The 13,051-nt window shown below is 71.2% G+C and carries 13 protein-coding genes; 3 read left to right on the forward strand and 10 right to left on the reverse strand.

Translation table 11 applies throughout. The features are described 5' to 3' along the window. Positions 1–14: 14 nt before the first annotated feature. Positions 15–389 carry a VOC family protein gene (locus tag IJ15_RS0110505; protein WP_031938294.1) on the forward strand — a complete coding sequence of 125 codons (375 nt, stop codon included), beginning with the start codon at positions 15–17 and terminating at the stop codon, positions 387–389. Between the two features lie 8 nt (positions 390–397). Here IJ15_RS0110505 and IJ15_RS0110510 read toward each other — a convergent pair whose 3' ends face one another. From IJ15_RS0110510 to IJ15_RS0110520, 3 genes are all read right to left on the reverse strand, one after another. Continuing rightward, positions 398–1,330, reverse strand: a complete 933-nt coding sequence (locus IJ15_RS0110510; protein ID WP_031938295.1) for an NAD(P)H-dependent flavin oxidoreductase — start codon at positions 1,328–1,330, stop codon at positions 398–400. A gap of 12 nt (positions 1,331–1,342) precedes the next feature. Continuing rightward, positions 1,343–3,205 (reverse strand): translation elongation factor 4, encoded by a 1,863-nt coding sequence (lepA, locus tag IJ15_RS0110515; RefSeq protein ID WP_031938296.1) that lies wholly within the window; start codon positions 3,203–3,205, stop codon positions 1,343–1,345. A gap of 124 nt (positions 3,206–3,329) precedes the next feature. Beyond that, on the reverse strand, positions 3,330–4,250 hold the full coding sequence (locus IJ15_RS0110520; RefSeq protein ID WP_231569492.1) for an SGNH/GDSL hydrolase family protein: 921 nt from the start codon (positions 4,248–4,250) through the stop codon (positions 3,330–3,332). A 106-nt stretch (positions 4,251–4,356) separates the two neighbouring features. Between IJ15_RS0110520 and IJ15_RS0110525 the strand changes: the two genes are divergently transcribed. Further along, positions 4,357–4,914, forward strand: coding sequence for a type II toxin-antitoxin system PemK/MazF family toxin (locus IJ15_RS0110525; RefSeq protein ID WP_031938298.1), 558 nt, complete (start codon positions 4,357–4,359; stop codon positions 4,912–4,914). A gap of 73 nt (positions 4,915–4,987) precedes the next feature. On the opposite strand, the gene IJ15_RS0110530 is transcribed toward IJ15_RS0110525, so the two are convergent. Then, entirely contained in the window at positions 4,988–5,758 is a 771-nt protein-coding gene (locus tag IJ15_RS0110530; RefSeq protein ID WP_031938299.1) for an aquaporin, read from the reverse strand. Between the two features lie 288 nt (positions 5,759–6,046). Here IJ15_RS0110530 and rpsT point away from each other — a divergent pair, with 288 nt between their 5' ends. Continuing rightward, positions 6,047–6,307, forward strand: a complete 261-nt coding sequence (gene rpsT / locus IJ15_RS0110540; RefSeq protein WP_031938300.1) for a 30S ribosomal protein S20 — start codon at positions 6,047–6,049, stop codon at positions 6,305–6,307. A gap of 154 nt (positions 6,308–6,461) precedes the next feature. Here the strand turns inward: rpsT and holA are convergent, their stop codons facing one another. The 6 genes from holA to IJ15_RS0110570 form a co-directional block, all read right to left on the reverse strand. Beyond that, the gene (gene holA / locus IJ15_RS0110545) at positions 6,462–7,439 is read right to left on the reverse strand and encodes a DNA polymerase III subunit delta (RefSeq protein WP_031938301.1); all 978 of its coding nucleotides are present in this window, start codon (positions 7,437–7,439) and stop codon (positions 6,462–6,464) included. Next, on the reverse strand, positions 7,436–9,823 hold the full coding sequence (locus IJ15_RS0110550; protein ID WP_031938302.1) for a DNA internalization-related competence protein ComEC/Rec2: 2,388 nt from the start codon (positions 9,821–9,823) through the stop codon (positions 7,436–7,438). The genes holA and IJ15_RS0110550 overlap by 4 nt, the downstream gene beginning before the upstream one ends. Continuing rightward, a complete protein-coding gene (locus tag IJ15_RS0110555; RefSeq protein WP_031938303.1) occupies positions 9,820–10,752 on the reverse strand; it encodes a helix-hairpin-helix domain-containing protein in 933 nt (310 codons plus the stop codon). The genes IJ15_RS0110550 and IJ15_RS0110555 overlap by 4 nt, the downstream gene beginning before the upstream one ends. A gap of 69 nt (positions 10,753–10,821) precedes the next feature. Next, positions 10,822–11,700: a DegV family protein gene (locus tag IJ15_RS0110560; RefSeq protein WP_031938304.1), complete on the reverse strand. Its 879-nt coding sequence runs from the start codon at positions 11,698–11,700 to the stop codon at positions 10,822–10,824. A gap of 4 nt (positions 11,701–11,704) precedes the next feature. Beyond that, a complete protein-coding gene (octT, locus tag IJ15_RS0110565; RefSeq protein ID WP_031938305.1) occupies positions 11,705–12,472 on the reverse strand; it encodes a diglucosylglycerate octanoyltransferase in 768 nt (255 codons plus the stop codon). Then, positions 12,459–13,040 (reverse strand): histidine phosphatase family protein, encoded by a 582-nt coding sequence (locus IJ15_RS0110570; RefSeq protein WP_231569494.1) that lies wholly within the window; start codon positions 13,038–13,040, stop codon positions 12,459–12,461. The genes octT and IJ15_RS0110570 overlap by 14 nt, the downstream gene beginning before the upstream one ends. Positions 13,041–13,051 lie beyond the last annotated feature (11 nt).

Raw genomic sequence — 13,051 nt, forward strand, 5'->3', positions numbered from 1 at the left:
GCCACGATCGACACATGTTGGATCACTTGGGAATTCAATGTGCCGACCCCGCGGCGAGCGCGGCGTTCTACGACAGAGCGCTCGCCCCGCTCGGCGGGGTCCGGATCATGGAGTACGGGCAGGTCATCGGTTACGGTGTGCCACCGCACCCCGACTTCTGGATCAGCCCGCTGGTGCCCGCCGACGCCGGCTTCCGGGAGAATCACATCGCGTTCGTCGCCGACACCCGAGCCGCGGTCGACGCGTTCTTCGCCGCCGCAGTCGAGGCCGGCGCCGAGGTGCTGCACGCGCCGCGCGAGTGGCCGGAGTACCACCCCGGCTACTACGGCGCATTCGTCCGCGACCCCGACGGCAACAACGTCGAGGCGGTCTGTCACCACCCCGAGTAGTTCGGTCGTCAGTAGGTCCGGCGGAGCAACCGCTCCGCGTCGGCCGCGATGGTGCGCACGACGTCGCCGGCCGGACGCTCCGACGTGACGAGACCCGCGGCCTCGCCGGCATACACCACGCCGACGCCGGTGTCCGCGGGATCGTATGCAGCCGAGAGGGTTTCGTTGTCCGCGCCGCGTCCGTGCCACTTCGCGGTGTAGTCGTTGGCGAGGGCGCGACCGCCCCAGCGGGCCGGCCACGGCTGATCGCGGGCCTGATCGAAGATCGACGTGTAGACGGTGTCGGCGCTGCCGGCCTCGATCAGCTTCTGCCGCGCGTACTCCGGGCCGATCGTCTCGGGGCTCGCGAGCAGGGCGGTCCCGATCATGGCACCCTCCGCTCCCGCGGCGATGACGGCCGCCAGTCCGCGACCGGTGCCGATGCCACCCGCTGCCAGCACCGGCAGGCTCGTCGCGTCGAGCACCTCCTGCAGCAGCGGCAGCGTGCCGATCCGTCCGGTGTGCCCGCCGGCCTCGCCGCCCTGCGCAATCACGAAGTCGACACCCGCCCGCTCGACGACGCGAAGATCCTCGACGGTGTTGACCTGTGAGACGGCCAGCGCGCCGGCCGCGTGCACCCGTTCGACGTACGGCGCCGGATCGCCGAACGACAGCGACACCACCCGGGGCCTCTCGGCGAGCGCCGCGTCGAGCAACGAGTCGTCGACGTCGAGCGACCACGTCATCAGGCCGATGCCGAGCAGCCCACCGCCGATCTCGCGGGCGATCGCCGACTCCGCCGCGATCCATTCCGGTGTCGCGTAGCGCGCCGCGCCGAGCAGACCGAGTCCGCCCGCCCGAGTGACCTCACCGGCCAGTTCGCCGCCGGCGCGGCCACCCATCGGGGCGCCGAAGATCGGCACCTCCAACCCGAGTTCGCGGGTCAACCAGGTGCCGATCATCGTGTGAACCTCCTACTTGCCCTTCGGCTTGTCGGCCACAGCCTCGTTCGACAGCGCCGCCACGAAGGCCTCCTGCGGCACCTCGACGCGGCCGATGGTCTTCATGCGCTTCTTGCCTTCCTTCTGCTTCTCGAGCAGCTTGCGCTTACGGGAGATGTCACCGCCGTAGCACTTGGCGAGGACGTCCTTGCGGATCGCCCGAATGTTCTCGCGCGCAATGATCTTCGAGCCGATCGCGGCCTGGATCGGCACCTCGAACTGCTGGCGTGGAATCAGCTCACGCAGCTTGGTGGTCATCTTGTTGCCGTACGCGAAGGCCGCATCCTTGTGCACGATCGCGCTGAACGCGTCGACGGCCTCACCCTGCAGCAGGATGTCCACCTTCACCAGCGCGGCCTGCTGCTCGCCGGACTCCTCGTAGTCGAGGCTCGCGTAGCCCTTGGTCCGCGACTTGAGGGCGTCGAAGAAATCGAACATGATCTCGCCCATCGGCATCGCGTAACGCAACTCGACGCGGGTCTCGGACAGGTAGTCCATGCCGCCGAGCTCACCGCGGCGGGACTGGCACAGTTCCATGATCGCGCCGGTGTACTCACTCGGCGCGATGACGGTGCACTTGGTCATCGGCTCGTACACCTCCCGCACCTTGCCCTCGGGCCAGTACGACGGGTTGGTCACCTCGTGCTCGGTGCCGTCCTCCATCGTCACGCGGTACACCACGTTCGGTGCGGTGGAGATGAGATCCAGACCGAACTCGCGCTCGAGCCGGTCGCGGGTGATCTCCATGTGCAGCAGGCCGAGGAAGCCGCAGCGGAAACCGAAGCCCAGCGCCACCGACGTCTCCGGCTCGTAGGCCAGGGCCGCGTCGTTGAGCCGCAGCTTGTCGAGGGCGTCGCGCAGCACCGGATAGTCCGAGCCGTCCATCGGGTACAGGCCGGAGTACACCATCGGCTTCGGGTCCCGGTAGCCGACCAGCGGCTCGGTGGCACCGTTGCGGAAGGTGGTGACGGTATCGCCGACCCGCGACTGGCGGACGTCCTTCACGCCGGTGATCAGGTAGCCGACCTCGCCGACACCGAGTCCCTCGGTGGCCTTGGGTTCGGGCGAGATGATGCCGACCTCGAGCAGTTCGTGGGTGGTGCCCGTCGACATCATGGTGATCTTCTCGCGGGGACGGATCTTGCCGTCCACCACACGCACATACGTGACGACGCCGCGGTAGGTGTCGTACACCGAGTCGAAGATCATCGCGCGGGCCGGGCCGTCGGCGTCACCCACGGGGGCGGGCACCTGCTTGACGACCTCGTCGAGCAGTTCCTTCACACCGATGCCGGTCTTACCGGAGACCCGCAGCACGTCCCCCGGCTCACAGCCGACGATGTGCGCGATCTCCGCGGCGTACCGGTCCGGGTCGGCCGCGGGCAGGTCGATCTTGTTGAGCACCGGGATGATGGTGAGTTCCTTCTCCATCGCCAGGTACAGGTTGGCAAGGGTCTGCGCCTCGATGCCCTGCGCGGCATCCACGAGCAGGACGGCACCCTCGCAGGCCTCGAGCGCGCGGGACACCTCGTACGTGAAGTCGACGTGACCGGGCGTGTCGATCAGGTGCAGCACGATCTCCTCGGTGCTGCCGTCCTCGTGCTCGACGGTCCACGGCAGCCGCACGTTCTGCGCCTTGATCGTGATGCCGCGCTCGCGCTCGATGTCCATGCGGTCCAGGTACTGGGCGCGCATCGCGCGCTCCTCGACGACACCGGTGAGCTGCAGCATCCGGTCGGCGAGCGTCGACTTGCCGTGGTCGATGTGCGCGATGATGCAGAAGTTCCGGATCTTCGACGGATCCGTGAATGTCTTTTCTGCGAAGTTCCTGGTCAAGCCCTATTCCCTCGTCTCACTCGCGCACCTGTACCGGCCCGGTCCGGCATCGACTGCCTCCCGCGCCCTCCCATCATCCCTTGAACACCGGTGTGCGTACACATCCAGGGTCGCCGGGGCCGCTCTATCGGGCGCCGATCGGGTCCGCGACGATGTCCGCGACCACCCGATCGGCCACCGCGGACATCCCGGCGTGGGTGAAGTGCAGTCGCTGCGCGTCAGATTCGGAGAACATGCCCTCGAACCAGCGGTCCGCGGGGGCGGCGCACGCGTCGTGCCCGCCGGCGAGCGCCGGGGTCGCGATGTCGACGACGCGGGCCCCGTGCCGGGCGGCCACCTCCGCGAACGCCCGGTTGTAGTCGGCGAAGTAGCTCGCGTACCAGGCCGCGTCGGCGTCCGAGAACGGGATGTTGGGCCAGCAGCCTCGCGGGCCGATGGTGCCGCCCTGCCCGATCACGTAGATCCGGGCCTGCGGGGCGCGCGCGGTCAGGGCCACCAGCACCCGGTCCAGCCCGACGGCCGCCCGCTCGATGCCCGAGCCGGCGACGTACCGGGTGAGCGGATCGTTGCGGCAACCGCGGTCGATGCCCGGCGCCGGCGCCACGCACAGGATCCCGAGCGGCAGGTTGTTCGAATCGTTGCCGCCCACCGACAGCGTGACGAGGTCGGTGTCGGGGCGGACCGAGTCGACCTGCACCGGATTCCGGCCCGGGAGGATCTGCGGGGTGTCGAGAATGTTCTCGACCCGGGCCGCACTGCAGGAGACGTCGGTGAACTCGGCCACCTCGAGCGCCGCGGCGATCTTGCCGGCGTAGTTGACGTACGACCGCGAGCAGTCGTCCGGGTACGAGGGCTGCAGCCGCGGCCCGGACGCGCGCGAGTCGCCGAGCGCGACGAACACCAGGTCCTCACCGGGGGCCGGTGCCGATTCCGCCGCCGGTGCCGGCACGACCGGCGTGCCCGCGTGGGCGGCGCCTCCACCGGCCAGCGAAACCGCCAGAACCGCCGTCGTCAGCCACACGGCCCCGCGTAGTGCTGCGCCCACAGAAACGCCCTCCCCCAGTGTTCGGGCCGACGCCGTCCGCCGGACCGTGCGCACGGATTATTCACGACGATCGGTGCGCCGCGAACGCCGCCGTTAGTTTGATGACATGGCTTCGAGATGGGCAGAGATCGGTCGACAACTCGGCGGCATCGCACGACGCGAGGGTCCGAAGCTGCTGAAGCAGCTACAGAACAGTGCGCCTGTCAAACGTGCGACCGACGCGATCAGCGGATCCCCGCACCGGGCGGCCGAACCCGGCCGCCCCGCCGCACGCACCTCGGCGCCCACCGCGCACCGGGCCCGCCGGGTCGAGTACGCCCCGGACCTCGACGGCCGGGCCGATCCGGGCGAGGTCGTCTGGACGTGGGTCGCGTACGAGGACGACCCGAGCCAGGGCAAGGACCGTCCGGTCCTCGTCGTGGGGCGCGACCACCACACCCTGCTGGGTCTGATGCTGTCGTCGAACAGCGGGCGCGACGACGACCGCAACTGGCTGGCGCTCGGCGCCGGCACCTGGGATTCGGAGCACCGCCCCAGCTGGGTGCGGCTCGATCGCGTCCTCGACGTCCCGGAAGCGGGCATCCGGCGCGAGGGCGCCGTCCTCGACCGGACCCGGTTCGAGACCGTCGCCGCGCGACTGCGCGCGGAATACAGCTGGAGCTGATCCACCCTCGACACGACGCGGGGCCCGGCGCACGAAACGTGCACCGGGCCCCGCGCCTGTCCGTGTCAGTCTGTCAGTCGTTGAGCCGGTCGAAACGACCGAACAGGGCGCGGTAGATGACCGCACCGAGCGCACCACCGATCAGCGGGAAGACGATGAACAACCACACCTGCCCCATCGCCCCGTCCTGGAAGGGCGCGACGGCGAAGCTGCGGGCCGGATTGACCGACGTGTTGTCGATCGGAATCGAGATCAGGTGGATCACCGCCAACGTGAAGCCGATCGAGACACCCGCCAGCGGAACGTCGGACAGCTGGTCGGTCGACGCCAGCACCACGAAGACCAGCAGCGCGGTCAGCAGGATCTCCACCGTCATGGCGGCGCCGATGCCGTAGCCCGACACCACCAGCTGGCCCAGCGGGCCGGACTCCGCCGAAGGACTGTGCACACCCCAGCCGTTGGCGGCGAGGCCGTCCTCGGCACGGCTGTAGGTGGGCAGGCTCTGGGCGATCGTGTAGACCGCCAGGCCCGCGGCAAGACCGCCGACCACCTGCGCACACACGTAGATGCCGGCCTTGGCACCCGAGATGCGCCCGAGAATGAAATGGCCCAGCGTCACCGCCGGGTTCACATGGCAGCCCGAGATCGGGCCGATCGAGTAGACCAGGAACATCAGTGTGAGACCGAACGCGAGCGCGATCCCGAGCTGGCCGACCCTGGCCCCGGCGAAGACCGCCGTGCCGATCGCCGAGAAGACCAGAACGAAAGTGCCGATACCTTCCGCCAAGTACTTCTTTAGATCGGAAATCTCTTCCTTTTCCGCAATTTCCTGTGCTGTCGACATACCCACCCACCTCTCGAACCCGATGTTGAATTTCGCTGTCGGGCGGGACTTTACGTACAAGTTGGTCTGTTTGCGCGATCTGGAGCGTGTCGCCGTCCGAATCGATATGTCCGAGTGATGCCCGAGCGCCCGAGGACCGCCCACCCGGCCGTCGGCGCCGTCGATCCGCCGGGGCGGACGGCCGCCGGGTTGAGATCGCGGCGCGGATGCTGGTAGTGTCGTGCGTCGGTACATTCAAGTGCCCAGAGCTTTTCGACAGTAACCAGCAAAGACGACAGGATTTTACGCGTGGCCAACATCAAGTCCCAGGTGAAGCGGATCCGCACCAACGAGCGCAACCGACTCCGCAACCAGTCGGTCAAGTCCTCGCTGCGCACGGCGATCCGTTCCTTCCGCGAGGCCGCGGCAGCCGGTGACAAGGACAAGGCCAACGAGCTCCTCGTCGCCACCAGCCGCAAGCTCGACAAGGCAGCCAGCAACGGCGTCATCCACGCCAACCAGGCAGCCAACAAGAAGTCGGCGCTCGCGCAGGTCGCCAACTCTCTCTGACAAGTTTCTGACGGTTCCGCCGTCGCAAGCTCTGTAGAGAAAAGCCCCCGATCATCGATCGGGGGCTTTTCTTCGTGTGCGGACGGCGGTCGACGCCACGCCGGTGCCGCCGAGTCCCGCTAGCTGGGCGCCTTCGGTGCCTGTCAGTCCACGTTCAGTGGCCGCCGTGGAGCGCCACGACCCGCTGCACCGCCCACTCGACGGCGAAGTCGGCGTCCGCGGCCTGGCCCTTGACGTCCGCATTGAGCTGGGCGACCACCCGCAACGCCTCGCCGATCGACGCCGGGTCCCACCCCCGCGCCTGCCCCTGCGCCTTCTTGATCTTCCACGGCGGCATGCCCAGCTCCGACGCCATCCGGAACGGATCGCCGCGGCCGGCCGAACCGACCCGCGCGATGGTGTGCACGGCATCGGCGAGGGCATCGGCGAGCAGGACGTGCGGGACACCGCGATGCATCGCCCACCGCAGGGCCTCCATCGCGCCACGCCGGTCGCCGGCCACGGCCTTGTCGGCGACGTCGAAGCCGGACACCTCGGCCTTACCGGAGTAGTACCGCTGGACGGCGCCGGCGTCGATCTTGCCGCCGGTGTCGGCCACCAACTGCGAACAGGCGGCGGCCAGTTCCCGCAGATCGGAGCCGACCGATTCCACGACCAGCTCGATCACCTCGGGCGAGACGCGGACACCCAGCGCCTGGAACTCGCCGCGCACGAAGCCGGCCCGCTCCCCCTGCTTGAGTTTGGCGCACTGGTGCACGGTGGCACCCGACTTCTGGAGCACCCCGGCCATGGCCTTCGCCCGGCCGGCGCCGGAGTGGAGCACGATCAGCACCACCCCCTCGGGGAGGTCCGCGGCGGCGTCCTGCACGAGGGCCACCGCGTCCTTGCCGGCCTCGGCTGCCGCCTCGAGCACGATCACCCGGTCCTCCGCGAACAGCGACGGGCTGAGCAGCTCCGCCAACTCGGGCGCACTGGCGTCCCCCGCGCGCAACCGGGACACCGGAATGTCCTCGGCGGCCGAACCGGCCGCGGCCCGGACGGCGGCGATGACCGCGGCGACCGCCCGCTCCACCAACAACTCCTCGTCACCGAGAACGAGGTGAAGTGATTCGGGCCGCGTAGAGGTGCTCACCGGACGATGGTGCCATGAGAGCGCGCCACCACCGCAAGGGCCCCGGACCCGGACCGGACCACCGCGATGTCGCCGTCGCGGTCGGTGCGCTGCGTCACCGCGCCGAGCGCTGCGACCTTCGCGACGATGCCCGGATTCGGATGCCCGAATGAGTTGTCCGCGCCCACGCTGGCGATCGCCACCCGGGGCCGGACCGCGGCAAGGAATTCCGGCGTGGTGGTGCGGGATCCGTGGTGCGGGAGTTTCAGGACGTCCGCCCGCAGCGACATCCCCGACCGGAGCAGCGCCTGTTGGCCGGGCACCTCCACGTCACCGGTCAGCAGGATCCTGCCGGCACGGGTCTCGGCCATGATCACCAGCGAGCCGTCGTTGGCGGCATCCTCGGCGGCAGCGGGGGCACGGGGCGTCGGAATCAGCGGCCCGAGCACCGTCAGGCGCAGATCCCCCACCACCACCTCTCGCCCCGGTTCCAGCCGCACCAGACCGACTCCCGACCGTGCTGCGGCGGCGGAGACGAAACGGAAGCCGCCCGCCGGCAGGTCGGCCGGACCGATCGCGACCGCACCCACCGCCCGGTCGTCGAGGACGCCGTCGAGTCCGCCGTAGTGGTCGGCATGCAGGTGGGTGATGATCACGAGCGCGATCTCGTCGACACCGAGACGCCGCAGGCACTGGTCCATCGCCCGCGGATCGGGTCCCGCGTCGACCACGACGGCCCGGCCGTCCCCCGCCGACAGGACCAGACCGTCCCCCTGACCGACATCGCACGCGACGAACTGCCACCCGGCCGCCGGCCATCCCGGCGGGGACAGCCGCGTCGGCACCCAGACCGCGGCGACACCGACGGACAGTGCCAGCAGCATGCGGCGCGAGGCCCGATGCCGCGCCGCCAGCCCGGCCAGCACGACGGCGGCCGAGACGACCAGCGCTCCGGTGAGCCCGCCGGCGACGATCACGGTGCCGCCCGGCACGGCGGCCGCGCGGTCCGCCACCTCGAGCAGCCACCACAGCGGCGGGCCCGCGATCCGGACGACGAGGGTCGCCGCGGGGAGCCACACGGACGCCAGGATCGCGGTGACCGCCCCGACGATCGTGATCGGCGCGACCACCGGTGCGACGAGGATGTTCGCGGCGATCGACACCACGCTGACGGTGCCCGACATCGCGGCCACGATCGGTGCGGTCACGACGAACGCCGCCACCGCCACCGCGCACATCTCGGCCACCCAGCGGGGCCACCCGCGCGCCCGGAGTCGGTCCACCAGCACCGGTGACACCAGCACCAGCCCGGCGGTCGCCGCCACCGACAGCGCGAACCCGAAATCGACGGCGAGCGCCGGGAACACTGCGAGCAGCACGACGACCGAGCCCGCGAGGGCGGGGATCGCCTGTTTCCGTCGTCCGGTCGTCAACGCCAGCAGTGCGACCGAGCCCATCGCCGCCGCGCGCAGCACGCTCGGCGACGGCCGGGCGACGACGACGAACGCGGCCAGCGCCACACCGGCCACCAGCGCCCCCGCCCGTGGGCCGACCCCGATCCCCCGCACCACCAGCAGGACGGCACCGAGCACGATCGAGATGTTCGCGCCGGACACGGCGGTGAGGTGCGAGAGTCCGGCCGCGGTGAACTCGTCCTTCACCTCCTGCGGCAGCGCGGAGACGTCGCCGACGACGAGCCCGGGTAGCAGCCCCGCCTGATCGGCCGGTAGCGCCGCGGCGGTCGCCGACGCCAAGCGGTCCCGGATCGTCCCCGCCCACCGCTGGACCACCGGTGGCGGGTCGATGGACGACGGCGGACCGCTGGCCCGCACCACCGCGACGGTGAGGTCGCTGCGCTGCGGGGTGTCGAGACGACCCTGCAGCGTCACCCGCTGTCCGGGCAGCAGGGTCGCCCATTCGGTGCCCTCCGCGAACACCAGCACCGCGCCGCCCGCACGCGTCGGCGTTCCCCGATCGGTGACCTCCCGCAGCGACGCCCGGATCAGCAGCTGGCGCCCACCGCCGAATCCGTTGCTCCGCAGTGGCTTCGGGTCGTCGTCGAGCACCACCGACAGCGTGACGGACCCGCCGGCCTCGGCGCGGGCCGCGAGGGGATGGACGTCCACGGCGTGGGTGCGCACCGCGATCGCCGCCGCGAACCCGGAGCCGATCAGCGCGGCCGCCATCAGCCCCGCCCCGACCGTCGTCCAGCGCGATCCGCTGTCGGCGCCGGCCGGACGGCGGAGCAGCACCGGAACGGCCGCCGCCGCTCCCACCAACGCGAGCACACCCGCCGCCACCGCCGCATTGCGCCATCCGCCGTGCAGGCCGAGGAGCGTGACACCCCAGCTCACCAGCGCGGCCGGAACCAACCGGAGATCGAGCAGGTGCTCCCGCTCGGTCACAGCACCACCAGATCGCGCAGCTTCGCCAGCCGCGCCGGCCCGATGCCGTCCACCTCCCCCAGCTGCGCGATGTCGGTGAACTTGCCGTTGGTCCGCCGCCACGCCACGATCGCGGCGGCGGTGACCGGACCCACCCCCGGCAGCGCGTCCAGCTCCGCCTCCCCCGCGGTGTTGAGGTCGACCCTGCCGACCGGCTTCGCGGCCGCACCTCCGGTACCGCCGCCACCGCCCGCCCCCGAACTCACCCGGGCGCTGCCGACCGTGACCGGGGCGCCCTCGGGCGGCGCCACCCCGACCAGGATCTGGTCGCCGTCGTCGACACGCTCGGCCATGTTGAGCCCCAACACGTCCGCGCCCGGTCGTGCGCCTCCGGCCGCGGCGAGCGCGTCCGCGACCCTCGACCCCGGTGGCAGCAGCACCAGCCCCGCCTGGTTGACGAGGCCGACGACACTGACGACCACCTGCGTGTCGGGTCCCGGTGCAGCCGAGGACGGCGCGGTACTCGCGCTCTCGGTGCTCTCGGTGCTCTCGACGTCTCGGCCCACGGCGGCCCCGCCGTCCGCATCCCGCACCTCCACGACAGGAAGCGGGGGCACCGCCTGCGCGGTGGGACGGTCCCGCCACACCGTCACCGCCGCGATCCCGGCCGCGACGAGCGCGACCACGATCAGTGCCGCGGCGCCACGACGACCCGGATTCAGCCGGGCGGCGGACCGTCGGGCCGACGGACGCTCGTACTCGGGGGCGGCGGCGGAGCCGTCCGCCTCGGCGAGCCACTCGGGCGCCCAAGCGCGCGAGTGATCCTGCCCCACCACGTCATCGGAAGTGCCGTCGTCGCGGCCGGTCGGCCCGGCACCATCCGACGGCTGCAACACGGAAGCCGAGGCGAGCCGTCGCCGCACCCGAGCACGATCCTGATCGGTACCCATGGCGACGACCGTAGGGCCGAGCCTCGACCGCGACACCCCGCAGAACCCGCCGGAAAGAAAACCTGTGGATCAACGATCGGCTGTGGATGAAGGACCACAGTCGTGTTCCGGCAGCGGCGCATCGGCGCCCCCGGGGCACACGACGACGCCGATCGCGCCCGGCCCCACGTGCGCGCCGAGCACGGCCCCGATCTCGGTGACGATCAACTCGCTGACGTCCGGGATCCGGTCCCGCAGCTGCGCGGCGACCTCCTCGGCGCGCTCGGGTGCCTGCGAGTGGTGGACCGCGATCGCGGACCGCTCCGCACCCGCCTGCTCCACGGCCGCGTCGACCAGCTTCGCGAGCGCCTTGGTCGAGGTCCGGGTCTTCTCGCGCAGCACCAGCTTGCCGTCCACCAGGTGCAGCACCGGTTTCATCGCCAGCGCGGTGCCCAGCAGCGCCGCGGCGGTTCCGATCCGGCCACCGCGTCGCAGGTGGTCCAGACGGTCGACGACGATCGACGTCCGTCCGCGCGCCGCGACCTCGACCGCCTTCTGGTACACCGCTTTGAGGCTGCCGCCCGCCCGCGCGGCGCGGGCCGCGGCCAGCGCCGGATAGCCCAGGCCCATCCCCGTCGACTCCGAGTCGACGATGCGGACCGTCTCCCCCAGCCGCTGCGCGGCCTGCCGGCCGGCCTCCCACGTCCCCGACAGCTGCCGCGAGATGTGGACGGCGACCACCCCGTCGCCGCCGCTGTCGGCCAACGCCGCCGCGTAGGCGTCGCCGAGTTCGCCGGGTGAGGCGCCCGAAGTGGTCACGCCCGTCAGATCGGCGGGGATGTCGTCGATGCCGTCCAGCAGGTCCCTGCCACCGCTGAGCAGATGCAGGGGCACGACCCGAATGCCGTACCGGTCCGCCAGTTCCGGCGACAGGCTGGCGGACGAGTCGGTGACCACGACGACAGGCACGCCGCTACCCGATTTCGATCTCGGCGGAGGTGGTCGATCGACGGACGTTCTTGATCGCGTCGATCATCGCGGCCGCCACTTCCTCGTGTGCGTCCCAGCCCCAGTGGATGCCGTCGGGATTCGCACGGTCGGAGAAGACGTTCTCGCGCACCGCGGCCGCGAGGTCGACCATCGGCACGCCCTTCTCCGACGACCAGGTCTCGAGGGCACGGACGGCGGGCGCGCGTCCGGTGTGGACCCGGCCGTAGGCGTCGCAGCGGTGCACGGACGGGTAGGTGCCGATCACCGGTAGGTCCGGGCGGATCGCCGCGAGGGCGTCGCGGCAACTCTCCAGGTATTCGACCGACAGCCTGGGCGGCAACGCGACCGGCCGGCCCAGCTTGGACAGCCGCGGCTGCAGCCACTGGTAGCCGGATCGGACGACCCGGCGCAGCGCCGGCGGCCGGATGTAGCGCAGCTGTTCGCGCAGTGCGGTCGGCAACGGTGACGGCAGCGAATCCATGCCGCCGACCGCGAAGACGACGGCGCCGGCCTGCGGCACCGCGGCCCACACCCGCGGGTCCTGGGTGATCGCCCACCACGCGTCACGGCTGGTCCAGCCGATGCGCGCGACGAGTTCCACCCGCCAGCCCAGTTCCTTCGCGACCAGGCTCGGCCAGATCCGCGGATGGTCGGCGGGAAGCCCGCCCTTGGGCCCGTAGTACGCCAGCGAATCCGCTACGACCAGCAGAACGGGCTGTGCCTCGACGGCGGGGCCGTCAGAGGACGTCACTGGCCACGCTCGCCGACGCGTTCCACACATCCAATCGCCATACCGGATCTGTCCCCTCCCCGTGTCCGCTGAGCTGCACCCAGCTGGTGTTTCCGAGTCCACCGAGCACCGGCCACCGATCCACCGGCAGGTCGAGCAGTCGCGCCGTGAGCGCGGCGATGAGGCCGCCGTGCGCGACCAGCACCAACGGATCCGCACCCCAGGATTCGTGGCGTTCGAGCAGTTCCCGCACGACGGGCACGCTACGTGCCGCGACGTCGATGCGGCTCTCACCGGCGGGCGGCGCCCAGGCCGCGTCGGTGCGCCACCGGGCGCGCGCACCGGGCGCGACGCCGTCGACGTCGGTGTGGGTCAGCCCCTGCCAGTCTCCGAGATGCGTCTCCCGGAGCCGGGCGTCGGTCTCGACCGGCATCCCGATGTGGTCACCGAGCGCGAGCGCCGTGTCGTGTGCACGACGCAGATCCGACGACACGATCGCGAACGGCCGCTTGTCGGCGAGCGCCTGCGCCGCCGTCTTCGCCTGCGCGCGACCCAGATCGGACAGGTCGGTGTCGAGCTGTCCCTGCATCCGGTCCGACG

This window comes from Prescottella defluvii (assembly GCF_000738775.1).
Taxonomy (GTDB): domain Bacteria; phylum Actinomycetota; class Actinomycetes; order Mycobacteriales; family Mycobacteriaceae; genus Prescottella; species Prescottella defluvii.